Annotated in this window: 15 protein-coding genes; 10 read left to right on the top strand and 5 right to left on the bottom strand. The window is 40.4% G+C overall.

Annotation, left to right across the window (positions count from 1 at the left end):
• The 7 genes from Q0954_RS01560 to Q0954_RS01530 all read left to right on the top strand — a co-directional run.
• Positions 1 to 267: hypothetical protein (locus tag Q0954_RS01560; protein WP_299452712.1), on the top strand; the 267-nt coding region annotated here is incomplete at its 5' end.
• A 230-nt stretch (positions 268 to 497) separates the two neighbouring features.
• Positions 498 to 1,292 carry a GLPGLI family protein gene (locus tag Q0954_RS01555; protein ID WP_299452710.1) on the top strand — a complete coding sequence of 265 codons (795 nt, stop codon included), beginning with the start codon at positions 498 to 500 and terminating at the stop codon, positions 1,290 to 1,292.
• Positions 1,293 to 1,384: 92 nt separating this feature from the next.
• A complete protein-coding gene (locus Q0954_RS01550; protein ID WP_299452708.1) occupies positions 1,385 to 4,123 on the top strand; it encodes a TonB-dependent receptor in 2,739 nt (912 codons plus the stop codon).
• A gap of 278 nt (positions 4,124 to 4,401) precedes the next feature.
• Positions 4,402 to 5,898: a DASS family sodium-coupled anion symporter gene (locus tag Q0954_RS01545; RefSeq protein ID WP_299452706.1), complete on the top strand. Its 1,497-nt coding sequence runs from the start codon at positions 4,402 to 4,404 to the stop codon at positions 5,896 to 5,898.
• A 406-nt stretch (positions 5,899 to 6,304) separates the two neighbouring features.
• Positions 6,305 to 7,012 (top strand): hypothetical protein, encoded by a 708-nt coding sequence (locus Q0954_RS01540; RefSeq protein WP_299452703.1) that lies wholly within the window; start codon positions 6,305 to 6,307, stop codon positions 7,010 to 7,012.
• Between the two features lie 247 nt (positions 7,013 to 7,259).
• On the top strand, positions 7,260 to 7,943 hold the full coding sequence (locus Q0954_RS01535) for an energy transducer TonB (RefSeq protein WP_299452700.1): 684 nt from the start codon (positions 7,260 to 7,262) through the stop codon (positions 7,941 to 7,943).
• 89 nt (positions 7,944 to 8,032) lie between these two features.
• Positions 8,033 to 8,812 carry an energy transducer TonB gene (locus Q0954_RS01530; RefSeq protein ID WP_299452697.1) on the top strand — a complete coding sequence of 260 codons (780 nt, stop codon included), beginning with the start codon at positions 8,033 to 8,035 and terminating at the stop codon, positions 8,810 to 8,812.
• On the opposite strand, the gene Q0954_RS01525 is transcribed toward Q0954_RS01530, so the two are convergent.
• The 3 genes from Q0954_RS01525 to Q0954_RS01515 form a co-directional block, all read right to left on the bottom strand.
• Entirely contained in the window at positions 8,809 to 10,683 is a 1,875-nt protein-coding gene (locus tag Q0954_RS01525; protein WP_299452696.1) for a SpoIIE family protein phosphatase, read from the bottom strand. The genes Q0954_RS01530 and Q0954_RS01525 overlap by 4 nt on opposite strands.
• Before the next feature lie 363 nt (positions 10,684 to 11,046).
• Positions 11,047 to 12,387, bottom strand: coding sequence for a HAMP domain-containing sensor histidine kinase (locus Q0954_RS01520; RefSeq protein ID WP_299452694.1), 1,341 nt, complete (start codon positions 12,385 to 12,387; stop codon positions 11,047 to 11,049).
• Positions 12,388 to 12,423: 36 nt separating this feature from the next.
• The gene (locus Q0954_RS01515; RefSeq protein WP_299452692.1) at positions 12,424 to 13,101 is read right to left on the bottom strand and encodes a response regulator transcription factor; all 678 of its coding nucleotides are present in this window, start codon (positions 13,099 to 13,101) and stop codon (positions 12,424 to 12,426) included.
• A gap of 582 nt (positions 13,102 to 13,683) precedes the next feature.
• On the opposite strand from Q0954_RS01515, the gene Q0954_RS01510 reads away from it, so the two are divergent.
• Positions 13,684 to 16,302, top strand: coding sequence for a TonB-dependent receptor (locus Q0954_RS01510; RefSeq protein WP_299452690.1), 2,619 nt, complete (start codon positions 13,684 to 13,686; stop codon positions 16,300 to 16,302).
• 650 nt (positions 16,303 to 16,952) lie between these two features.
• Entirely contained in the window at positions 16,953 to 19,571 is a 2,619-nt protein-coding gene (locus Q0954_RS01505; protein WP_299452687.1) for a TonB-dependent receptor, read from the top strand.
• 78 nt (positions 19,572 to 19,649) lie between these two features.
• On the opposite strand, the gene pgeF is transcribed toward Q0954_RS01505, so the two are convergent.
• Positions 19,650 to 20,468, bottom strand: coding sequence for a peptidoglycan editing factor PgeF (pgeF, locus tag Q0954_RS01500; protein ID WP_299452685.1), 819 nt, complete (start codon positions 20,466 to 20,468; stop codon positions 19,650 to 19,652).
• A gap of 198 nt (positions 20,469 to 20,666) precedes the next feature.
• Here pgeF and Q0954_RS01495 point away from each other — a divergent pair, with 198 nt between their 5' ends.
• Entirely contained in the window at positions 20,667 to 21,227 is a 561-nt protein-coding gene (locus Q0954_RS01495; RefSeq protein ID WP_299452682.1) for a SiaB family protein kinase, read from the top strand.
• Between the two features lie 72 nt (positions 21,228 to 21,299).
• Here the strand turns inward: Q0954_RS01495 and Q0954_RS01490 are convergent, their stop codons facing one another.
• Complete coding sequence (locus Q0954_RS01490; RefSeq protein ID WP_299452679.1) at positions 21,300 to 26,141, bottom strand: pre-peptidase C-terminal domain-containing protein; 4,842 nt, start codon at positions 26,139 to 26,141, stop codon at positions 21,300 to 21,302.
• Positions 26,142 to 26,190 lie beyond the last annotated feature (49 nt).

The following is a 26,190-nucleotide window of genomic DNA, read 5'->3' as shown; positions in this document are numbered from 1 at the left end:
GAGCGAACAACACCTGCGTTGATGAGCTTATTTTCTATAGTCACATTAATGGCTCACAGGCAAGCACTCATGGGCGAATTGCCTGTTGTCGAGACTTCTTGGTATAAAAAGCCGTATCCAACCTTTAGTGATGCGCTGGCTTACACCAGGGGGCTTTTTTGGAATAAATTTAATTTTTCACACTCGCCAAAAACAGGCGAGTGTAAAGTAACAATATCAAAAGATTTGCTCGAGCATATGCAGCAGGCATTAATGTATGCTACATAAGGCTAAAGTCGAGCTTAGATGCTGATAAATATCGATGCTTCAAATCACAAGCAAAAGACCTGGCTTCGTAAGTCCCCTGGAAGGAGCGCCCCCCCTCACATAAAATCACCAAACAATTGAACAATGTTTTATGCTGCTTAACATCTTTTAACACTCTTTAACTTTCGTTAAAAAAATGGCTCTTCTTAAGGTTTTATCTTTGTGAGGTAACTTAAAACACATACCCTCTCATGAAAAAAATCTTAACGTTGGTACTCATTGCCTCATTCCCTTTATTGGCAAATGCCCAAAACAATGAAGGCAGCATTTTGTATACCACCAAAACCAAGGTAAAGCTCACTGGCGACATTGTAAATATGTTGTCTAAAGAGCAATTGGCTAAAATTCAAAACCGTACTTCACAAAAACAGTTATTTTTCAATGACAAAGAGTCGGTGTATCGCAAGCCAACCAAGCCCAGCAAAGAGGAGCAACCCACCGAGCAATCATTTAGTGCAGGAGGGGCTCAAATCAAAATTAAATTTGCGGGAGGCGAAAACGATGACCAACTATACTACAATATTGCCAACCAACAGGTGGTAGACATGCGTACTTTTTTGGGCAAGCGTTTTTTAATCAAAGATGCCCCTCAGAAACTTCAGTGGAAACTCACCGCAGAAACTAAGAAGATTTTGGGCTATGAATGCCGTCGTGCTACGCTCAAAACTGATAAACAAGAAGCGGAGGCTTGGTTTACGATGCAAATTCCTGTGGCATCGGGTCCTCGTGGATATGGTCAATTGCCAGGAATGGTTTTGGAACTGAGCAGTATTAAAATTAAAGACGATGGCGAAAAATCGGAGCCTACCACCACCACTGCCACCCAGATAAATCTCAAAAAGCTAGACAAAGGTACTATTACTCCCCCTAAAAAAGGGAAAAAGGTAAGTCGCAAGCAGTTTAAGAAAATCCAACAACGCAAGCTGAAAGAAATGAAAGAAAGATACAGAAATAAAGGGGGCACTATCAAGATCAACGGAAATTAACCCTCCTTCTCCCGCCTTACCCATTATACCATATACACTGGAAGTGAGCATCTTATTGGTGCTTGCTTCTTAACCATCCATACCATATTCCCATGAACAATCTATCAATATACCTGTGGCTATTGCTCACAGGCTGGGGGCTTTGTGCCCAGGCTCAAAATATTCACGGTAAAATTAGCGATGCTCACGGCAAAGCGTTGCCAGGAGCCACTGTAGTATTGGTGACATCGCCCGATTCGTTGCTTGCCAAGTTTGCCACTACCGATACTCAGGGTAATTTTTTACTAAAAAAGGTAAAGCAAGGCAAGTATGTACTTCAAGTGTCTTTTACTGGTTTTAAGCCTTTTAAAAAAGCTTTGACTATTGCCCAAAGGCAAAACTATGAGGTAGGCAAAGTACAGCTTCAAGAAGACAAAGCTTTGTTGGATGAGGTAGTAGTTAAGGAAGACCGTATACCTATTGTGATCAAAAAAGATACGATTGAATATAACGCTCAAGCTTTTAAAACAACCCCTCACTCAAATGTAGAAAAGCTACTCAAACAACTGCCAGGCATAGAGGTAGACCGTAATGGAAAAATAAAAGCACAAGGTAAAGAGGTACAAAAGGTATTGGTAGATGGCAAAGAGTTTTTTGGCAAAGACCCTAAAATTGCCACCAAAAATCTACCCGCAGATGCTATAGACAAAGTACAGGTATTTGACGACCAATCGGAGATGTCGAAGTTTACAGGGGTAGACGATGGCAACCGAGAAAAAACTATCAACCTTAAGCTGAAAAAGGATCATAAGCAAGGGTATTTTGGCAATGCAACAGCAGGTTATGGCACCAATGATCACTACAAAGGCAAGTTTAACCTCAATCGTTTTAACGCTACTAGTCAACTTTCGCTATTGGGTACTACCAATAATATCAATGAGCGCCCTTTTTCTTTTATGGATTATATCAATTTTATGGGAGGACTAGAAAGTTTGGGCAACGAGGGGGGCAATATTAGCATTAATGGTAGCAGTGGTTTGGGGGCTATGCTACAGCTCAACAACAACCAGGCTTTAGCCACTACCAGTGCCGCAGGCGCCAACCTGAATGTAGATTTGAACAAGCGTACCAGCCTACATGCCAATTACTTTTTCAATGCGATTCGTAGCGACATCAACCAACGTTCTTTTCGCGAAACTTTCTCAGACTCTAGTAGTTTTCTGACCAACGCACAACAAAACCGAGTACTCAAAAACTGGAATAATCGACTAAACTTGCGACTGGATCATAAACTTAGCAAAAGTCAACGTTTACGGGTATCAACTGATATAATGTATAATCAGGGCAACAATACTAATGTTAGTTTAAGCGAAACTACTCAAGAAGGTGTTGCCCAAAACAACACCAATAGCCAGACATTGGGCAACAGCCAGGAAATTGGGGTGAAGGTACGGGCACTATACCGCAAAAGGTTTAACTCCAAAGGGCGTTCGCTCACTTTAAGTGGGCAAGTTGGCTTGCAAAATATTGAGGGCAACGATCAACTCAATAATGTACAAACCCTGTTGGGCTTGCCTGCCACCGCCATTCGCCAACGGCAAGCCTTGCATAATGAACGCTATAACTATGATTTACAAGCTGCATTTATAGAACCACTGGGCAAGGGTAAATATCTGGAGCTAAAGTATCATCGTAACAATTATAACAATGCCTCAATCAAAGATTTTTATGATATAAGCCAACCCCCTCAATACATTGAGTACTACCTCGATAGTTTAAGCAACCGCTACAACAACGACTATACCTACGACCAAGGCACACTAAGCTGGATGTATAACCGCAAAAACTTTAACCTGACTGTAGGCGCCAGCGCACAATACTCGTCGCTCAACGGGGTTATTACTACCTCCGAAACCCGCATCAACCGCCACTTTTTGAATGTATTGCCCAGTTTGCGTTTTCGCTGGAATATAGATAATAACCGTGACCTGAGCTTTAATTACCGTACTTTGATACAAGCCCCAAGCATGCAACAACTACAACCTGTAGTTGACAATAGCAATCCTGCCAATATTTATCAGGGAAATCCCAACTTAGCGGCAGAGTTTGTACACCGTTTACGGCTGGCTTATTATTCATTTGACATGTTTTCGGGCACCCTGTTCATGGCCAACTTAGCGGGGCGTTATACACAAAACAAAATAACGAATAAGGTAAATACCGACGCCAACCTTAATCAGCTATTGGCGCCAATAAATGTGGCTTATGATGCCAATACCAATGGCTACTTAGCTTTTAATACACCTTTGCGCTGGATGTACGCCAAAGTCAACCTTCAGGTCAACGGGATGTTTAACCAAGGGCTGGTTTTTATAAACGACGTTCAAAATACCATACAACGCCAGCGTCATTCGATAGATATACGCCTGGAAAATTTCAAAAAACGACGAATGGATATCAGAATTGGGGCAAAGTTTAGCCAAAATGTGACAACTTATTCAGAAACAGCAGGATTTAACCGATCTTTCATACAAGAAGATTACTATGTACAAGGAGACTTGGACATAGGCAAAACCTGGAACCTGGAAGTCTCCTTTACTCAATCGGTATATACTGGCGAAGCATTTCAGAATGGGGCGCAAACTGTACCTGTACTGCGTGCCTCAATTGCCAAATCTATGCTTAAAAACCGCCTGCAAATGAAGTTTACTGCGTTTGACATTCTGAATCGTAACCAAGGCATTGACCGCACCAGTAATCTCAACTATGTAGAAGAAAGTCAAGTACAAACCATTGGTCGTTATTTTATGGTATCAGTATCTTATGCAATCAACAAAATGGCAAAAAAGTAAAAGGTAGGCAAGGAATACCAGGGTTGTCTTACCTTGGCTCTGGATAAAAGCACTCGTCATGACTTCCAGGTTTTCAGAAACCTGAAAAGTATAGTTTTTTGAGAAACGTTTTTTTTCAAGGTTCAAATTTTTGTCCACTTTGTATGTTTTTTTGCTTTGCAAACATACAAGCTAAACCAACCTGAAGTAAACATTTATGCGCATATACATAGCACTATGATAATTTGTATTTCACGGTTTTAAATATCAAATTGACCTTTCATTTAAAACCAACTGATTTGAATACTGCCATTCCCTTAAGCCGACAATTAGGACTCTTTGCTGGCCCTTTACTTTTTTTGCTCATTATCTGGGTTACACCTGAAACCCCATTTCTGGGTGTACCTGCTTTTCATGCCTTGGCTGTGGGCACCTGGATGATCGTTTGGTGGGTCACTGAAGCAGTTGCTTTGCCAGTAACGGCTCTCTTACCCATCGTATTGTTTCCACTGGCAGGTGTATTACCCATCAAAGAAGCAGCTGCCTCTTATGCCAACCCTATTATATTCTTGTTTATGGGAGGTTTTATGTTAGCCCTTGCCCTCGAAAAGTGGAAATTACACTTGCGCATTGCCCTGAATATTGTGCGCCTCACTGGAACCAACGCCAACGGTATTATTCTGGGTTTTATGCTGGCCACTGCTGCCTTAAGCATGTGGATCAGCAACACTGCCACTACTGTAATGATGTTGCCCATTGGTGTATCTGTTATTGAGATTTTGCGTAGCAAAGCACCTAACCAACCCTTGAGCAAAGGCACTCGTTATTTTTCACTGTCTATGATGTTGGGGATTGCTTATGCAGCAAATATTGGCGGCATTGCTACCATTATAGGCACGCCACCCAACACAGTATTGGCGGGTATACTTAACGAAAAGTTTGGCTATACTATAGACTTTGCCCGGTGGTTGGCTTTTGGGTTTCCGTTGATGTTGGTTTTGTTAGGGATTACTTATTTGTTTTTGGTAAAAATACTGTACCCCAATCGGTTGGGAAATTTTGAAGGTGCCCAACAAGTGATTAAAGATGAACTTGCTAAATTAGGCAAAGTAAGTAAAGCCGAGCGTATAGTTTTGGCATTGTTTCTAACCACTGCGTTGGCTTGGATTTTCAAAAATGCCTTGAATAACGCTTTTCCTGCCTGGAAACTCACCGATGCTACCATTGCTATGGTGGCTACTGTAGCATTGTTTGTAACTCCGGTAGATTATAAAAAGGGGGTATTTGTGCTGGAATGGAAAGATACTGAGCGTTTACCCTGGGGGATTTTACTTCTTTTTGGTGGGGGCTTAAGCCTGGCTACAGCCTTGTCTAAAGTAGGGATTATTGGGGTGATAGGCGATGGAGTAGGCGTGGTGAGTGGTTCATTGAGTATTCCTATGATTTTTCTGATTCTTATCGCCTTGATGTTGTTTATGACCGAGATTATGAGCAATGTAGCGCTTACGGCAGTACTGGTGCCTGTGGTAGCGGGTATAGCGGTGGGGCTCAACGAAAACCCTCTCTGGATGACCATTCCGGTAACCATAGCTTCTAGTTGTGCATTTATGTTGCCTATGGCTACTCCCCCCAATGCTATAGTGTTTGCCAGTGGGCATATCAAAGTATCACAAATGGTGAAAGTAGGTATTTGGCTCAACCTTATTGCAGTATTGCTGTTGGCATTGCTTGCCAATACTGTATTGCCTTATGTATTTGACATTCAACGAGGAGTATTGCCTGTTTGGGCTAAGTAACGTGTTCGCCCCGTGAACGGGATTTCGGGCGTAGCCCTTAACAATAACCCCGATAAGAAATGAAGCTGTCCGATTTAGAATAAATTACCTTCGCTGAGCTTGAACTTCGTTCTGCGGTTCGCTTTACTGTCTTTCGTTACCCCGGCAATTCCGCCGGGACTGTAAGTTTTTATTGCCCGTAGTACCGTCCCACGGTCTGGCTCAACATCCCCCGGATGTTGCCTTGAGCGCAAAACCGATAGCTAAATGCCTCAGTCAGTTGCGCGTATTTATCCTAAAAACTAAAAACTTATTTTGAGCACGTTACTAAGTAACTGATCGAATGGCTATACCTTTATCTGTAAAATAGAATTTATATAGAATAAGTTCCTTAACTTAACAAGTTATATAAACTCTAATACACACCATGAAAAAAACATTTCAACTCTTTTTATTTACCTCGCTGTTCTTAGGAGTCAGCCAATTTGCTCAGGCACAAACTGCTGACGATATTCTGGAGGCACATTTCAAAGCTATTGGAGGCAAAGACCAGTGGCGGCAGTTGCGCTCTATTACTTATAAACTATTCTTGGTAACGCTTCATAGCCGATCAACGTATCAAGTAACTCATTTGCACCCAAATGCTTGGCGACAAACAACCAAGGGTTTTGGCGGCATCGTTACTGTAAGTGATGGCAAACGTTCTTGGTACAAAAAAGCCAATGAAAAAACTGTGCTTCTCAAAAACAATATTGTGCGCCCATCTTTACAGCCTTATTATCTTGACTACAAGAAGAAGGGACACAAAATAAAGTATATGGGGATTGTTAAGGTTAAAGGTGAGGAGTATCATCAACTGAAGACTATTCAAAAGAATGGAACAGTGGAACACCTTTTTTTTGATATCCACCTATTGATGTTGAGGATAACCAAGACAAAATTTGGAATAAAGAAAGGTTCTAAAAATTTATGGCAATACATCTATTATGATGACTATAAGCAGGTAGGCAGTAGGTGGTTTTCTCACAAAAAACGCGTGCAAAAACCAGGGTATTCAGCCCTTTATTTTACAAAAAGCGATATTGTAACCAATGCAAAGGTAAACCCTCAATTGTTTAAATACCCTGGTAAGTAACCTTTGTATACCGACAAAATCCTTGGCTAAATATTGGGCGAATAAATAATTGACAATTACTTATTTCAATATTTATAACTAAAAAATTAGTTTTTCAATTAAACTTTTAGTTAATTTGTATCGTAAGCAAATCTAATAGCTCTTATACTTGATAAAAGGTAAGGGTTTATTTTTTGATTATATCAACTAAAAAAATAGTTACTTAACTACCCATTAAGTTTTAACCCGTATTTAAACACTAAACACTATGGAAACTAAAAAAAACCCGCAAGTAGACTTGACCCGCAAAAGAGGTTTATTTTTCACTATAGGGCTCGTGATCACTTGTCTGTTTGTGATTTCAGCTTTTGAGTGGAAATCGTATGCAGAAATTACAAAAGTGGAATTTACAGAAGATGAATCTTTTGAAGAATTGATAGAGATTCCTATCACTGATGTAAAACCTCCGCCTCCTCCAGCAGTGATCCAACAACCAGAAATAGTAGAAGTACACGATGATGATATACTGGATACAATAGCTATAGTGTTTGAGCCAATCGATTCTTTACCTCCAGCTCCACCAGTTTTGCTCAAAAAAACAGACCCTCCGGTAATCAAAGAAGAAAAACCAGATGTAACCATATTTTTAACCTCAGAGGTGAAAGCAGTTCCCAAAGGTGGTTATCCTGCGTTTTATAAATATGTGCAAAAAAACCTAAAATATCCTCCTCAAGCACGCCGAATGGGAGTAGATGGCAAAGTATACATCCAGTTTGTGGTAGAGAAAGATGGTAGCCTTACCGACATTAAAGTATTGAAGGGAATAGGTTCGGGTTGCGACGAAGAGGCTGTACGAGTATTGAAAGCTGCCCCTAAATGGAACCCTGGCAAGCAACGAGGCAATCCAGTACGAGTGCGTCGTGCGCTACCCATTAAGTTTAGCTTGCGTTAAAATCGAAAATCAGTAAAAGTGTAATACATAAAATAAGCGTTTGAACAACCACTAAAAACACGATTGAACACTCAATATTATTTTGAACAATGGAAAATAAGCTGAACAAACCCAGTGATATAAATAAGCAATCGCGTAGTATAAACAGCCCTACCGAAAACGGGGGGCTGTTTTTTTCTATAGGTTTTACCTTGGCTTGTTTTGTAACTATAGTGGCGTTTGAATGGAAGATACAAATAGCCCTAGCTCCTATTGACATAACCGCCTCTGATCAAACTGAAGCTATTGCTCTACAGCTTTTACCCGCACCTGTGGTGCATTCTCCAGTAATTGTACCCATAAACCACCAGATAAAAAAAATAAAGAAATATCAGAAGTTTGAGTCTGAAGAAGATCTTGGACAAAAGCTTTTACCTACGCCTTTTGTACCCACACCAACCAAGGAGTTGACAATAGAGGAAGTGAAGGACATTGACATTGTATCATGCGACTTACCTGTCCCTCCCATTGACTCGCTTGATCCTCCGATAAGTTGTGGGGGTAGTCAAATCATTGGCTGTACACTTTTTATCGAGCAGCACCCCCAACCTGTAGGAGGGTATCATTTATTTTATAAGCACTTGATTAAAAACCTTGCATACCCCACTCAAGCCCGTCAACTGGGTATAGAGGGCAAAGTTTTCGTGGAGTTTATCGTGACAAGAGAGGGCAACCTTACCCACTTCAAAGTATTGAAAGGCATTGGGGCAGGATGTAACGAAGAAGCAATACGAGTATTAAAAACTGCGCCTAAGTGGATACCAGGCAAACAAAGAGGAGTAGCTGTAAAGACCAAGTTTACTATCCCTATAAAATTTACCTTGAACTAAAGCTGTACGCCCAACATCAAAATATCGTCCGTTTGTTCATTTTGTCCTTGCCATTTTTCCAGTTCATTTTCGAGACGTTGCTTTTGTTCCTCCAACGGTTGACTGTTAATTTCTACCAGTAAATCTTTGATTCTGAGAAGCATGAACTTTTTATTATGCCCATTATCCCCACCAAGTTGGTTCTGAAAACCATTGGTTAACAAATACAGTACATCGCCCTCTTCAAACTCAATCAAGTTCATAGTCAGTGGGTTTTGAGCATTGTACAAACCTTTACCTACCGGATGTTTATCTCCTTTAATTTGTTTTAACCTACCATTATTTACTATAAAAAGTGAACTATGAGCACCTGTAAATTTGATTATTTTTTTGTGGTAATCTATGCAACACAGCGAAATATCAATGGCCAGGTTTGCCGCATCAGAAGTCAAGGTACGCTGCACTAGTTTATCCATCAACGTGAGTGCATCTTGTGGGGTGGTACGCTTACTCTCTCTTACCACATGATTGAGCATCAAAGTACCCATCATTGTAAGAAAAGCCCCTGGTACTCCACGTCCGGCACAATCGGCTACGGCAAGTAGTTTTAAGTTTTGTCGATCATTGAGCCAATAAAAATTGCCACTGAGCATCTCCTTGGGGCGGTAAATAACAAAATTTTCGGGAAATGCCTGAGTAAGCCGGGTTTGGTGAGGCATCATTGCCTGTTGAATTTGTTGTGCATACGAAATACTATCCTTGAGCTCGGTATGCATGAGTTCTATTTCATCCCGCTGTTTTTTTATTTCAGTATTTTTGTCCCGCAATGCTTGATTACTTCTTTGCTTGATCTGATAACGACTATAAAGCACGACCCCCAGAATAAGTATAATCACCACCCCTACAATGAGCATTACCTGGTAAAAAGCCTGTCGTTCTAAACGCAGTTTGCTTTGTTCTATCTCTAGTTGATTTTTCTTTAGGCGTAGGCTTTGCAGCTCATTTTCTTTGGTAAGCAAAGCAAGTTCTTTATTGTTTTTTGCCGATACATCCCATATCAGGTCTTTTACCTGCGCGCCTACATGTTGTTTGGTAATCTTGTTAATCAAGGGTTTAAACTCAGCACTATTAAAAAATTCATCTATCACCTTTTCCCAGTCACTTTTTAGTGGATACATCACTGCATACCCTTCCCGTTGAATCTGTAAAAGTTTTTGGCGTTTCAGACGTAAGCCATTTTTTAGCGCCAAGGCATATATGGGCAAATGTATGTAGCCAAAGTGATAGGGGTTTTGGTTGATCGTTTGAACAATCTCGTGGGTATTGGTCACATACTTTACTGACAAGTTGGGGGCTAACTTGTTTTTGAGGGCTACAAGGCTTTTGTCAAAGGTGGTATTTTTGACCGAAACAGCCGTATACTTTGTAAAATCAGGAGAGTTGATCAACTCCCCTATGCTGTTAAAAGTGGGCAACTCAGGGTGTGACACAATAATTTCAATATCGGGCATATAAGTTGGCGAAAAACGCATGACTTTTTTACGCTCAGGAGTAATTGAGAATGCCGCAGCTCCAAATATGCCTCCACTTCCATCCTTTATATTGTTATAAAATTCGGCATAGGTTTGGGCTTTGTGCCAGTGTATGTCAAGTTTTACCTTGTATTTGGCTTCAACAAAACGTGTCATCGCTACCATCAGGTCATGATCGATGCCAGTATGCTTGCCTGCTTCATCATAATAATGAAAGGGTTTGGTGTCGTGCCACAGTACAGTGATTGTACCTTTGCCCTTGGCTTGCGTTTTTTGCCAGGAATCGTTGGGCAGTGTTTGGGCAGTAACTGTACCCAAAAACCCAATAATGATACAAAAAATTGCTTTGGTTATCTTCACGGTAGACAGTATCTGAATGAATAGATGATCAAAATATTTTTAATATAACAAAAATGTAAAGATTTAGACTTTGAACTCGCGTTGACTTTTAGGATGTAAGTAAAAATGACCACTTTTACCTTGTTGGCTCACTTTTTTAATGCATAAAATGCTTGCATCCTGTTTTTTATATTGAGGGTAGGGCTACACAAAAAAGAGTATTACAAAGGGTCAAATATATTGTTTGTAGAATCCCTGGGTAAAAGACGAGTTCTTGTAGTAACTGTAGAAGGTGCTTATAGTATAGATGTGGTTGCCCACTATTAAGTTGCACAACTCTTGAAGAAAAGTGTGATATTGGTTTGTTAAAAACAAATTCAAGTGCTAAAACGTGATTTGGAACTCATGCACGCTCGCCTTGTACAAATGCACAATGTCTATTTGATTGGTATCACATATTTTTTTTACAATGGATAACCCCAGACCCACCGAGTTGTTAGCGTTATTCCCTTTTTTAAAGCGTTCAAACATTGCCTCACCCTTGATACCGTCTGTTGTGCCAGTGTTATTTATCTTCAGTACATTGTGTGCCAGGCCTACTATAATTTCCCCTCCTTGATAATTATGCCTAATGGCGTTGCTCAACAAGTTAGAAATGAGTACATCGGCCAATACTGGGTTAAAACTAATTTGAGCACTTGTTTGCAAGTCGGTTTTCAAACAAATATTTTTCATTTCTATCAACTCCTGAAAGTTTTGCAGGTGCTTTGTTACCAATTCGCTCAAATCAATGGTATGGGTTTGCTGAAATTGCTGGTTTTCTATTTTAGCCAATAACAATAATGCCTTGTTTATTTTCGACAGTCGGTTAGACACCTCATAAATAGATTGCAGATGTTGCATTTGCTCATCATTCAGCGATGACTGGATCAAAAGTTCTATTTTGGATTTGATAATTGCCAGGGGGGTTTGTATCTCGTGGGAAGCATTTTCGGTAAACTCTTTCAAATTTCGGTAATCATCCCTTATTTTATCGGTCATATCAAGTACTAGAGTGTTCAACTCCTCAAACTCAAGAATATTTGACCGTTGAAGCTCAAGAGGGACAGCATTGGTTACCCTAAAACCCTTGATAGCACCAAGTGTTTGATGAAAAGGCTGCAACAAACGACGTGATAAATAATAATTTGCGACCAACATTACTATAAGTAACGATACAAATAAGTAAACCACAGTGCCAATGACAGCTTCTATTTCGTCGTCAGCTTCTTCTAAAGATTTATAGATACATATTTTATAGTAGGCATTTTTCACTTTTCGCACCACACATTTACGCCTCACACTGATCTGCCACTCCCCCATTGTCAAAGTTGTATCGTTTATTTCAGAAGTTATTTTGGCTGGCGGTGTAATAAATTGGTAAATGTTGTGACTTTTGCCATAGTGAAATAACTTGAGGTTTTGGTCGGTTTCTTCGAAGTGATGATGAAAGTAATCGTGTTTTACCCCCTTATGGTGGCTATGTCCGTGAGCTTTATGAGTACGGGGAGTAAACCTTCCCGAAGCTATTTTAGTCATATAATTCAATTCTTTCCGATCAAAATATTCACTGATGTCTTCATTGATAAGCGATAAAACTGTGTAATAGGTAACAGTGCCCCCCACTCCAAATACAAGCGTGGCAATCAGTACATAATAAATCGTAGTTTTAGTGAGTAATTTCATTGGTGAGTATATCTTGTGTATGGTCACTTGGGTTAATCAAATACAGGTAAACTTGTACCCAATGCCATACACTGTCTGTAAATAGTTTTTGCCTCCTTTTTGAGCGATTTTACGGCGTAGATTTTTGATATGTGTATAGATAAAGTCAAAAGAATCAGCCATATCCATGTGGTCGCCCCATAAATGTTCTGCTATCGACTCTTTAGTAAGCACCCGGTTTTTATTACTAATAAAATACAATAATAATTCTTGCTCTTTTTGAGTAAGCACTACCAATTGTTCATTTACCAGCGTTTCAAACTTGTCAGTATTTACCCTGATCTCTTGAAATATCACTTCATGGTTACCTTCAAAGTTTCTACGGCGTAATATAGATTTGATACGGGCGTTGAGTTCAGCCAGATGAAAAGGTTTGGTAATGTAATCGTCTGCCCCCAAATCTAATCCAGCCAACTTATCATCCAACGAATTCTTAGCAGAAATAATGAGCACTCCTGCCTGAGAACGTAACTTTTTCAAGAGTTTAAGCAGGTCCAAACCGTTGCCGTCGGGCAAGCCAATGTCCAGAATCACGATGTCATAATCATACAGGTGAACCTTCTCAGTTGCTTGCTCAAAGTTCAATACACTCTCACATACATATCCTTCATTTTTGAGGTAACTCACCAAAGCTGCAGTAAGTTGTTGCTCATCTTCCACTATTAAAATTTTCATTTTTTCACGTCAGAAGTTAGAGAATAAATTTATAGGACAATTCTGAATAAAATCTGTAGTAGTATGTAATTTTTTGCTTCAAAATATAAATTTAACATAAAAAAAGTACAATAATATATATAAAGCACAAGTGTTATTCCCTGAATAAAAATGAAGTAATGTGTTGCACTTTTGGGAGAGGTGAAAATGCTCGTTCAGCCGTGCTTAACGAATAATAAAGGGAGGTAAAAAGATGTAAGTTTTTATGAAAGAAAAGCATTAATAAGGTTTAAATAATATTCTCTAAAATGTGAATTTAGAATAATAATTGTTTATTATTGACAAAATAAGACTAGATATTGCGATTAAATACTCTAAGATATGCGAAAAGCGCATATTTAACGAGTGATCCTTCATAAATGTTTCATCTTTTTGAAAAAACAGCTTACCAGTACTATGCCTGTGCCGAATTAAGGTTATTGAGACAAGGTCAGACTAGCAGTGTGAACAATCCGGCAACTTATACCTCTTTGCAAATTATCTCGAATACTAGATGTAATTAAAAATGGTTTTTTATTATATACTTGTTAAACTCAATATTTTATGAAGCACATATTCAATAAAATTACAGGTGTGCTATTTTTATCTTTCACACTTGTAAGTTTTACCAGTTTTGCCCAAACCACTGTATCAGGTACAGTCAAAGATGCAAACGGTGAAGGACTCGTTGGTATCAATGTAATTGTAAAAGGTACTGTAACGGGTGCTGCTACCGACTTAGACGGAAAGTTTACCTTTACTACCAATACTGCTCCACCGTTCAAGGTTCAAGTTTCTGGTGTAGGCTACGAAACTCAAATAATAGATGTCTCTAACAGTAGTCAAAACCTGAATATTACCCTTAAAGAAGAAATATCTGTTACTATGCAGGTAGTAGTGACAGCCTCAAGGGTAGAAGAAAGCATTTTGCAATCGCCAGTATCTATTGAAAAAATGGATATCCTGGATATAAAAAATACTCCCGCTGACAATTTCTATGATGGATTGGCCAATATGAAAGGGGTAGATTTGGTGCCTAGTGGAATGTTGATCAAAATGGTCAACGCCCGTGGTTTTGGTGGTCCTTACCAAACCCGTTTCGTACAACGTTTCGATGGGATGGATATGCAAACCCCTTCTTTGAGTATTCCTTTTGGAAACATCGCAGGCATTCACGATATAGACGTAGAAAGTGTTGAGATTCAGCCTGGAGCGGCGTCTGCTCTGTATGGACCCAATGCTTTTAATGGAGTAATGAACATGACCAGTAAAAACCCTTTCTTTTACGAAGGACTTACGGTGCAGATGAAGCAAGGCTTTAATAATGTAAATACGACCACAGTAGACGAAGAAGCTACTCCTTACTCTGAAATTGCGTTGCGTTATGGTAAAAAATTATCCAATAAATTCGCCGTCAAGGTAAACTTTTCTTACCTAAAAGCCAGAGACTGGGCAGCCAATGACCAACGTTTGCTTGCATTGAACAATGACAGATTATTTGCAGTAAGCAGCAGCAACGAAACACCCATCAATGGGAATGCAATCAACACCTACGGCGATGAAGCAGCCATTGGACAAGTAGGTGGTGTAAATATTCACCGTACTGGTTATAAAGAGTCTGAACTTACCGATTATGCCATACAGAACATCAGAGCTGACGCTACGCTTTACTACCGCATTACCGATAAGATTGAAGCATCTTATATGGTGAAGTATGCCGATGGTAATGGGGTATTGAGTGGAGGTAACCGTTACAGTTACCGTCCTCAGTTTGTAATTAATAAGCTGGAGTTAAAAGGAAGTAATTTTTTCTTACGAGCTTACAACATGGATCAACGAATGGGAAGAGGCTCTTATGACTTAAGTACAGCTGCTACCTTATTGCAAAACCAAAGTAAAGACAATACTACCTGGCTTACCGATTACACTACGGCTTATAACAGCAATGGTGGAAACCACGCATTGGCGCGTGCCGCCGCTGATAAAGGGCGGCTGACAATGAGCTCACCTGAGTTTGAAACCATCAAAAATAAAATACCTGCTGAAGGTGGAGGAGCTTTTATAGAAGAAGGACGTATTAGTCATGTAGAAGGACAATATGATTTCACCTCATTATTTAACGATGTGGTAGGGGTAACCGTAGGCGCCAGTTACCGTCGTTTTCAGGTAGAATCTAATGGAACCATCTTTGACGATGCTCCGGGCAAAGGACCAGTAAGTTATTATGACATAGGTGGGTATATTCAAGTAACCAAGTCGTTTCTTGACAATAAGTTAAAGGTAATGGCTTCTGGACGTTACGACAAGAGTGAATTCTTTGATGGGCTGGTAACTCCCAGAGCCTCTTTGGTGTTTAGCCCTACCAAACAGCATAACTTCCGCGCCTCTTACCAAACAGGTTTTAAAAACCCTATTTTTCAGGAACAATCCATCTTTTTCCCTGTAGTACCTGGAGTATTGGTACTTGCCGGGGGTAGACAAGGTTTTCAAGATGCTGCCCATACCGGAACCAGGTTTGATGTGAACACATTTAGTGCCACGGGTGAGCCTATTACTGTTCCTTTTGTAAATCCAGAAGAAGTCACCTCTATTGAGTTTGGCTATAAGGGGATGCTCACCCCTGCCTTGTTTGTAGATGCAAGTTATAACCGAAATACTTATACCAACTTTATTGGCTTAGACTTATCCAGAGGAGTGTTGGCGTCTGATGGAGTAATTTATGTTTTTTATGAAAACCTACCAAGAACATTTAGTACTCAGGGAGCTACTTTCGGTACAAACTATACCTTTGGCAAAGGTTTTACCGCTAGTGCTAATTATACCTGGACTACATTGGTTGATGAGTTACCGGTGGGCTTTGCTCCCAGTTTTAACACCCCAGAGCATAAAGTGAATGTTTCGTTTGGTAACCGTAAACTGACGGATAAGTTAGGGTTTAACCTAGCCTGGAGATGGCAAAGTGAATTTGACTACTTATTTAACCTAAGTGGGCAAACAATCACAGGTAAAATAGGCACATTCAACACGTTTGATGCCCAATTGACTTATAAGGTGCGCCAAGGGTTTACGGCTAAAATTGGTGGTTCTAATATTTTCAACCAATACTATACCCAGGCATTGGGTGCCGCAGCTATTGGAGGAATGTATTACATTACTTTTACGTTTGACCAGTTTGGGCGATAGGTATATTTAATACTACAAGAGTTTCCCCACCAACAAGGGTTCTAATTTCTACCAAGGTTTTTGAACCCTTGTTTTTTTAGTTTTTAAATAAGCTTACCCCTACTTGTTTTGCTCACCAATATTAATGCCCCATAAAACCTTTCCTTTTTTTAACTCTCATTTGAAAGTTTGTTTTATAAACCATTCAGTTTGCCTTTTTAACGCCAACAGTGACAGCAATAACATTTGGCATTTTACCTGGGTGTTCTACGCTTACCCCTCAGAGTGTATATTGACTGAATGACTATTGGTAAAGTAAACTTTATGTTTTCACTATCAAAAACAATATTTTTATAGATAAATAAAATTCTCTAAAATGTGAATTTAGAACAATATTTGTTTATTATTGACACCAGGAGACCAGATATTGCGATTATACACTCTAAAATATGCGAAAAAGGCATGTTTAACGAGTGATTCCCCACAAGTGTTTCATATTTTTGAAAAAACAATTTGCCAGCACTATGCATGTGCCAAATTAGGGTTATTGAGACAAGGTTAGACTAGCAGTGTGAACAATCCGGCAAATTATACCTCTTTGCAAATTATCTCGAACAATTGATGTAACTAAAAATGGTTTATTATTATATACTTGTTAAATTCAATATTTTATGAAGCGCATATTCAATAAAACTACAGCTGTACTACTTCTATTTTTTACACTTGTAAGTTTTGCCAGTTTTGCCCAAACTACTGTATCAGGTACAGTCAAAGATGCAAAAGGCGAAGGTCTTGTTGGTATCAATGTCATTGTAAAAGGTACTGTAACGGGTGCTGCTACCGACTTAGACGGAAAGTTTACCTTTACTACCAATGCTGCTCCACCATTCAAGGTTCAAGTTTCTGGTGTAGGCTACGAGACCAAGGTAATTGACGTCTCCAGCAGTAGTCAAAACCTGGACATTACCCTTAAGGATCAAATATCTGTTACTATGCAGGTAGTAGTAACTGCCTCGAGGGTAGAAGAAAGCATTTTGCAATCGCCAGTATCTATTGAAAAAATGGATATTCTGGATATACAAAACACTCCCGCTGACAATTTCTATGATGGACTGGCCAATATGAAAGGGGTAGACTTGGTGCCTAGTGGAATGTTGATCAAAATGGTTAACGCCCGTGGTTTTGGGGGTCCTTACCAAACTCGTTTTGTGCAACGTTTCGATGGGATGGACATGCAAAGCCCTGCTTTGAGTATTCCTTTTGGAAACATCGCGGGTATCCACGACATAGACGTAGAGAGTGTTGAGATTCAGCCTGGGGCTGCATCTGCTCTGTATGGGCCCAATGCTTTTAATGGAGTAATGAACATGACCAGTAAAAACCCTTTCTTTTACGAAGGACTTACGGTGCAGATGAAGCAAGGCTTCAATAATGTAAATACGACCACAGTAGACGAAGAAGCCTCGCCTTATTCTGAAATTGCGTTGCGTTATGGCAAAAAATTATCCAATAAATTCGCCGTCAAGGTAAACTTTTCTTACCTAAAAGCCAGAGACTGGGCAGCTGACGACCAACGTTTGCTTGCATTGAACAATGACAGATTGTTTGCAGTAAGCAGCAGCAACGAAACCTCCATCAATGGGAATGCAATCAATACCTACGGTGATGAGGCGGCTATTGGGCAAGTAGGGGGACTGAATATTCACCGTACTGGTTACAAAGAATCAGAGCTTACCAACTATGACGTGCAAAACCTCAGGGCGGATGCCACGCTTTACTACCGTATTACAGATAAGATTGAAGCGTCTTATATGGTGAAGTATGCTGAGGGGAACGGAATATTGAGCGGGGGGAACCGCTATAGTTACCGTCCTCAGTTTGTGATCAACAAGCTGGAATTAAAGGGGAGTAATTTTTTCTTACGGGCTTATAATATGGACCAAAGAGCGGGTAATGGCTCTTATGATTTAAATACAGCTGCTACCTTATTGCAAAACCAAAGTAAAGATAATACGACCTGGCTGACCGACTACACTACGGCTTACAACAGCAACGGTGGAAACCACGCATTGGCGCGTGCCGCCGCTGATAAAGGACGGCTGACAATGAACTCGCCTGAATTTGAAACCATCAAAAATAAAATACCCGCCGAAGGTGGAGGAGCTTTTATAGAAGAAGGACGCATTAGTCATGTAGAAGGGCAGTATGACTTTACGTCATTGTTTAATGATGTGGTAGGGGTAACCGTAGGCGCTAGTTATCGTCGTTTTCAAGTAGAATCTAACGGAACCATCTTTGACGATGCTCCAGGCAAAGGGCCAGTAAGTTATTATGACATAGGTGGTTATATTCAAATTACTAAATCATTTCTTGATGAAAAACTGAAAGTAGTAGCTTCTGGACGTTATGACAAGAGTGAATTCTTTGATGGGCTGGTAACTCCCAGGGCCTCTTTGGTGTTTAGCCCTACCAAACAGCATAACTTCCGTGCCTCTTACCAAACAGGTTTTAAGAACCCAGTTTTTCAGGAGCAATCTATATTTTTTCCTATAGTACCCGGAGTATTAGTGCTTGCTGGGGGTAGAGAAGGTTTCTTGGATGCTGCTCATACCGGAACCAGGTTTGATGTGAACACCTTTAGTGCCACAGGCGAGCCTATTACTATACCTTTTGTAAAACCAGAACAAGTTACTTCTATGGAGTTTGGTTATAAAGGTATGCTCACCCCTGCATTGTTTGTAGATGCAAGCTACAACCGAAATACTTATACCAACTTTATTGGGTTAGATTTGTCCAGAGGGGTGTTGGCTTCTGATGGGGTGATTTATGCTTTTTACGAAAACTTACCAGGAACATTTAGTACTCAGGGAGCTACTTTCGGTACAAACTATACCTTTGGCAAAGGTTTTACCGCAAGCGCCAATTATACCTGGACTACGTTGATTGATGAATTGCCCGTGGGTTTTGTGCCAAATTTTAACACCCCAGAGCATAAAGTGAACATTTCGTTTGGTAATCGTAAGTTAACCAAGAAGTTAGGGTTTAACCTGGCCTGGAGATGGCAAAGCGAATTTAACTATTTGTTTGCTCTAAGCGGGCAAAATATTACAGGTACAATAGGCACATTCAATACGTTTGATGCTCAATTGACTTATAAGGTGCGCCAAGGGTTTACGGCCAAAATTGGTGGTTCTAATATTTTCAACCAATACTATACTCAGGCGTTGGGTGCCGCAGCTATTGGAGGAATGTATTACATTACTTTTACATTTGATCAGTTTGGGCGATAAGCATATATAAATCAAACTGCGGACAGATTTTGATATTTAGATAAAGGTTGGGGTTTCATAAGAGGCTCCAATCTTTTTTTATTCTTCCTGTAACATGATTCCCGAAACAAACCTACCCGTTTTACCCTGATCTCGACGGTAAGAAAAAAACAATGCTGGATGGCGGTAAGTGCAAAGCTGGTCACATTCTATATTATCAGCAGGTACTCCAGCCTCAGTTAAGGTACGCTTTATCGCTGCCCAAAGGTCAAAATGTGCTTTTCCTGTCATAGCATGATGGCTGATCATTCCATCTGTAGTACCAAAAGCTGCTTGTACTGCTTCTACTACTACTTCGCCTACCTCATATACTTCAGGGCTGATGCCTGCACCCAAACCCACCAGTATGTCTTTAGGCTCAGAGCCAAATTGTTCATGCATACACTGAATAGTTTGGGCAGCAATCTTTTTTACTGTTCCTTTCCACCCAGAGTGTGCAGCACCTATAGCTTTTTTTACGGGATCATAAAACAATATCCCCACACAATCAGCACTCAATACATTGAGACATATACCCGGTATGTTCGTCACTAACGCATCTGTATCAGCTATACTATCCTCATAGGTGGTAGTGCCTCGCCCTCGGTCTTTTGTGCTTACTACTGCCGCTTTATTACTATGTACTTGGTGAAGAAAACAGAAAGACTGTGGAGATATGTTCAGGGCTGTAGCAAGAATTTCACGATTTTTAATTACATTTTCTGGTGCATCATGTATATGAAAACCCACATTCAAACCTTTGCCAGGATCATTACTTACCCCTCCTTTGCGAGTAGATACAAATTGGATGAGGCGCTTGTATTGAGATAGGTTAGTGTATTTAAAATACAATGTACTGTTTACTTTTACTTCAATCATGTGATGATAACTTACTTTTATCCTTAAAGGTTATCCTTTATTTTTATATCGTTTATGTTGACATACCTGTCCCATAATTTGTTTTACCTAATAAAATCCAGCTTTTTTTATATTTCACAAAATAAAGTGTATCTTACTAAGACAACACTAGTTACCCATTTCAACAATATAACAACTAAATTTGACGAAAGCATGACAATGGCTGATACTTTAACCTCATCTAACCAAGAAAACTTTGATTTTTTTAATCATTACAGCCTTTTAAGTAAAGAAAGGGTTATTTTATCTTACAAAGGCCCTATTACCAATGTCTTGTTGTCTGAGTTTGGAAAAGATGTAAGGCAAAAACTGCAGGATAACAAGAAAGTGAGTAAAAAAGTATTTAGTATTTTTATGGAAGTGACTCAAAATATCCTTTTTTACTCTAAAGAAGTCAATCACTTTGGCAACAAAGATAAGGTGGGTACAATCGTAGTAGTAGAACTAAAAGACCACATCAAAATATTGTCTGGTAACCTGATTATACGAAAATCAATCAACTCTTTGCTGAAAAAATTTGATGCTATTCAATCATTAGACCGGGAAGCATTGCGCGCATACAAACGTGAGTTACGCGATGCTCCTTCAGAGGAAGAAAGCCGGGGGGCAGGCATTGGTTTGGTACAAATAGCGTTGGTATCGGATGAAATAGAAGCAAGTATCAAAAACATGGGAGATGAATTTGCCTTTTTTGCCCTCTCTATCAAAGTAAAGTCATAACCAAAAGTATTCTATACAAAAAAAGCCGGAATTGAGTTAATCAATTCCGGCTTCTTATTTGGCAGTTATAGATTAGTGCTGCACTATTATTTTTTTAGCTTCTCTTACTTCTCCCATGACCACTTGTACTATGTATACCCCTGCTTTTAAACCAGTGGTATCCAGTGTAAGTACATTTTTTGCTGCCCTGGTTTGTATACTTTGTGTGGTCAGCCTTACTCCCATCATATTGCTTATATTCAAGGTAGCAGTACCAGCCTTTGGCGCATTAAACGTGAGTTGTATGTCTTTGCCTGCCACAGTTGGGTTAGGCGATAACTTCAGGTTCAATTTGTTAATAGTGTTGATGTTAATTTCCACCATTGGGCTATATCCATGGGTACCATCTTGATTAATGGCGTTTAAACGATAATAGACAAACTCTTCGCCCACTGGTAAGTCGTTATCTATAAAATCATACAAAGCAGGCGTATCAGGGTTTCCTTTAGCTGTTACTGTAGCTATTGTTCTAAACTTACCACCTGATACCGCTCTTTGAACTTCATACTCTCTCAGGTTGGTTTCGCTACTGGTGAGCCAGTTCAAAAACACTTTATTTTTTCTCAGTTTACCATCAAAATGCAGCATTTGTACAGTCAATGGAATCCCCAAGACTGTAGGATCGTTGCCTAGTTCACAACTAATACGATTCAGTGTATTGGCTATAGCAGCACCATTGAGGCATTGACGAAATGATAGCAAATCAATGCCAAAATCGTTACCGTTTTGTGTAGAAGAAATGTTTTCCAGACATAAATTGACATGAGTAACATCATCGGGTACTTGGTAAATACATTGCATGGCTACCCAGTTGTCAGGAGATTCAGGTAAAAACACATCTGAGTTAATTACTTTCAAATTACCTGGGTTACAAGCTCTGGCAGCTCCATAAGCTGAAATAGGATTACCTTTATCCCAAGTAACCCCAGGATGAACAGGGCGGTGCATTACATCAGCGGTAGACTCAGTACCCGATAATGTATACATGCCAGCACTAGTAGCTTGTGCACTGGTAAGCGTTACCCCAGATAAGTTTCCGGCAGCTTCGTTGGCAGTAGCCGTAAGCGCTGGATTATACAACCCTTTACCTTCACATACTGTAATGCGTATTTGAGGGTCATCCAGGTTACTACGGTTACTTGGAATCAAACTATTGAACCAACCCGAAAATACATAATAGCGATTGGTTCCTGCAGCCATGGGTATGGTTTGACACCATATTTTTGCCCGATCGCTTAACCCGTCTGTGACAAAAAAGTTGGCGTCGTTGTTACTTTCTGGCGGCGCAGTAGTTTTTGGGCAAGCATCAGTACCATGTCCAGGGCTTCCATTGTTACAATATGCATCATAAGCTGCCCCCCACCCATTGTAACGGTAGCCATAAGAGAAGAATGGCTCAAATAAACGTCGAGCACTACTTGCTACACCATAATGCGAGGGACCGCCCATTTCGCCGCTATGACCTGTATGTTGGCGATAACCGTATTGGGTAGCAAATACATGCTTTTCCTGAACAGCCTTTAGGTTGGCAGCAGTGTAAGTAAAGGTGGTTCCTAAATCGATAGAGTTTTTAGGGAAATTAGTGAAATCTCCATCTCTGACTTGCTCATCTCCCAGGTTACAACTACTATATACAAATATGCTCAGTTTGCCCTGCATAGTACTTGTAAAACGTGTGCTAATGACCCGGACAAAGTATCGGTGATTAGGTTTGGCTATAAAAGTAAGGGTTTCGCTTCCCTCGCCTACTACGTTGGCACACCCCACCCTTACCATATTGGTACAAGGTGCCGGGTCGGTTTGAGGCACTTCATATACTACCAAAGCAGCATTGTTTACGTCAGGATCAAGCTCTATTACCGAGTCGCCATCGTCGTTGTTGTATACCACACTGATGGTATCAGCTGTAGCCCCAGAGTCGAACGATGCCCAACCATCTTTACGGGCGCGGTTGTTACCACTGGTAAACACACAGTTTGCTACCCCAGCCGAAGGAGTAGTTTGTAGGGTAAAATCATCTGAGATATTAAATGGAATGTCTACTTCGCCTAATGTAAATGTAGGAGTTGTAGCGAGGTTGCACGCATCTACTGCTCTACTGTCACCACTAAATAAACACAGTTTACCATAGGTAGTGGTATTATTCCCTGATACATTCATTACCCTTATGTATACATCTCCAGTAGATGGTGCAGTAAACTTTAACTGCTCTAAGCCCACCCCATTGACATCGTTGACACAAGCTATGAATTGGGTAGCCGTAAAACTGCCACAGGCTACACCACTACCATCGTATACAGCCAATGCTATATCATTAGAAGGGGTCAGTAATTGATTGTTATTATCATAAGTTACAGTGTAGTCTTGCCCGGCAGTAGCCGTAAATTTAACCCAACCATCGGCAGTAGGTGTGCCTATCGGGTGGGCAGGAGCACAAGTTCCAAGCGATGTACCTGAATTATCGAAGTGTGACACTGAAGGTGTTGCACAAATGCCAGTACTTACAGGAATATTAAAACGCATCCCACAATCGCCCACTTGAATAGTGTTGGCAGCTGTACAAGCATTGGAAGGGCTCCTGTCTACTGGGGTGCCAGTTTGAGGTACATCACTGCTGTTGAATATGCAAACCAAGCCAGTCATAGCGGTTTCATCCAAGTTTACAATACGCGCAAAATAAGTACGTCCGTTTACGGTAGTGGGTATCGTTACAGTTTCGGTTTGTATAGCACTGGTATTACAATCATTGGCACAGAATGGGGTAAAAGCACCAATATTAGATGGTACTGGACAATTAACCGAAGATACATTATAGTATACCTCAATCAGGGGGTTACTGGTATTTTCCTGGTTTTCATACTGAATAGTAATATCCCCTCCGTTTCCAGTAAATTTAAACCATACATCTTTGGCAGGTGTAGGACTTCCACAACCTTGTACGCCCATGCCAGACGCATCTCCTGCGCCTGCATCTGTTGTAGCAGCAATACTTACTTTTTGGTTACAAGACCCCACCAATATTTCCCTAATAGAAGAACCACTACAAGCATCATCTACCAATACATTGGTAATACAAAGATCTCCGTTCATGTTACCACTGTTGGTAATGTTAATTACCCGAATAAAATATACCTGATTAGGATTAGTATTAATTTCAATGGCTTCTATGCCATCAGTTACCGCGTTTACACAACTCACCAACGATAATGCGTTACAGTCGCCAGTATAAATAGCCAATACTGCGTCTTGGCTACCAGTCTCGTTGTACTCTATCCGAGTACGGTCGGTCAAAGCTACAAAATTCATCCAGCCATCGCGGTAGCTTGAAGTAGATGCACTTACGGTGGTACCACTACAGGCACTGGGGGCATTACGTCCTTCATTGTTGATGTATTTGTCAGTAATATTGAAAGCAAGCCCACAAGTACCTACACCTACTGCAGATGACGAAGTACACAGATCGTCACGCACTGTGGTGCCTTCATAAAAACATAAACTACCAAAAACAGTATTACTGGTGGTGGGGTCGCTCACATTGACTACTCGAATATAGTAAGTATCAGTATTGGGAGCGTTAAACTCTATTACTTCGGTACCTTCGTTGATTTTGTTACGGCAAACTACTTCGGTGAGCGACGCAGGGGCTCCACAAGCTGTGCCATTGGCTCTATAAACCACCAATGCTACATCAATGGCTTCGCTCGCATCGTTATTATCATTGTCATACAAAATAGTATAAGTATTGCCTGCAGTACCATCAAATGACGCCCAAGCCTCTGATGGTATACCCGGCGGAGCTGCACAGCTTACAGTAGGCGCTCCCAGGTTATTATTAAAAGCTCCACCATATACATTAAATTGCACATTACAATCACCATTTACCAACTTGGTGGCTTCGGCACTACAAGCAGTCGCATGGGCTTTTACCGTGTTTTCGTATACACACAATGAACCTTCCATGATATTGGCATTTGCCATATTGAGTATGCGTATGTAGTAAGTACCTGTTTGGGCTGCAGTAAAGTCTACCTTGGCAAACGAAGAGGTAGGAGGTAAACCATCATAACAAGCGGTTTGGTCACCAGCTGTCACACCATCTATATCTAGTTGTAGTCCGCTATTGTCATAATATATCACAATTCCTGGATAATTAGACCCATTGTCGCTTTGGTACTCTACTGCAATATTTTGTCCTACTGTAGCATCAATTTTTACCCAACCATCACGGTTATTGGTAACTGAGGGTTGAATACTTGTACAACCTATGCCTACATCACCAAAACCACTGTTATTACCATCAATATCAAATTGTACATTGCAAGAGCCTATAGGCAAAGAAGGGGCGGTAGATGCAGCAGCCTGGGTGTCGTTGCGGTGTTGGCGAAACAAGCATAATTTCCCATTCATTCCTTCATTGGCACCTATATTTAGTATTCGAACCCAATAGACAGTATTGGCGGTAAGGTTAAGCTCCAACGACTCGGTTCCAGTACCAGGAATGTTGTTTTGGCATCCCATAAGTGTGTTGGGCGTTCCGGCATTATCATCATACACCAATACTACAGCATCTTCAGTAGTATTGGTATATCTTATTACAAAGTTACCGCCAGTAGTAGGAGTGGTAAACTTAGCCCAGGCATCTTCTTGGATGGTTCCTAGAGCAAAGCCCGCACAAGGAGCCGTGGTGCCAACGGCTGAGTTGCTAAAATCAGAGCTAACAGCAAAGTTGATGTCACATGATCCTATAGCAAACTCTTGAGCATCAGCAGGGATGTCTTTTGCAAGTTGTGGAGCAGGGATGAGTTGGGCTTGGGCTAAACTCATGGCGCATACCAGTACTATACTGATATACAGTAGGCGTTGGAAATAGTGCATATAGCAGACGTTTTACCAGGTGATATTTAATAAGAACAAATTGTTGAAC

The sequence above is a fragment of the uncultured Microscilla sp. genome, from assembly GCF_947493425.1.
Classification (GTDB): domain Bacteria; phylum Bacteroidota; class Bacteroidia; order Cytophagales; family Microscillaceae; genus Microscilla.
Note: the sequence above shows the minus strand (reverse complement) of the source record. Positions and strands in the feature narration are given on the sequence as shown.

What these genes read in the sequence shown, in the direction of transcription:
- Q0954_RS01555 (WP_299452710.1), top strand. Translation starts at nt 498, where the DNA reads ATGAAAAAAATCTTAACGTTGGTACTCATTGCCTCATTCCCTTTATTG.
- Q0954_RS01550 (WP_299452708.1), top strand. Translation starts at nt 1,385, where the DNA reads ATGAACAATCTATCAATATACCTGTGGCTATTGCTCACAGGCTGGGGG.
- Q0954_RS01540 (WP_299452703.1), top strand. Translation starts at nt 6,305, where the DNA reads ATGAAAAAAACATTTCAACTCTTTTTATTTACCTCGCTGTTCTTAGGA.
- Q0954_RS01535 (WP_299452700.1), top strand. Translation starts at nt 7,260, where the DNA reads ATGGAAACTAAAAAAAACCCGCAAGTAGACTTGACCCGCAAAAGAGGT.
- Q0954_RS01530 (WP_299452697.1), top strand. Translation starts at nt 8,033, where the DNA reads ATGGAAAATAAGCTGAACAAACCCAGTGATATAAATAAGCAATCGCGT.
- Q0954_RS01520 (WP_299452694.1), bottom strand. Translation starts at nt 12,387, where the DNA reads ATGAAATTACTCACTAAAACTACGATTTATTATGTACTGATTGCCACG.
- Q0954_RS01515 (WP_299452692.1), bottom strand. Translation starts at nt 13,101, where the DNA reads ATGAAAATTTTAATAGTGGAAGATGAGCAACAACTTACTGCAGCTTTG.
- Q0954_RS01510 (WP_299452690.1), top strand. Translation starts at nt 13,684, where the DNA reads ATGAAGCACATATTCAATAAAATTACAGGTGTGCTATTTTTATCTTTC.
- Q0954_RS01505 (WP_299452687.1), top strand. Translation starts at nt 16,953, where the DNA reads ATGAAGCGCATATTCAATAAAACTACAGCTGTACTACTTCTATTTTTT.
- pgeF (WP_299452685.1), bottom strand. Translation starts at nt 20,468, where the DNA reads ATGATTGAAGTAAAAGTAAACAGTACATTGTATTTTAAATACACTAAC.
- Q0954_RS01495 (WP_299452682.1), top strand. Translation starts at nt 20,667, where the DNA reads ATGGCTGATACTTTAACCTCATCTAACCAAGAAAACTTTGATTTTTTT.
- Q0954_RS01490 (WP_299452679.1), bottom strand. Translation starts at nt 26,141, where the DNA reads ATGCACTATTTCCAACGCCTACTGTATATCAGTATAGTACTGGTATGC.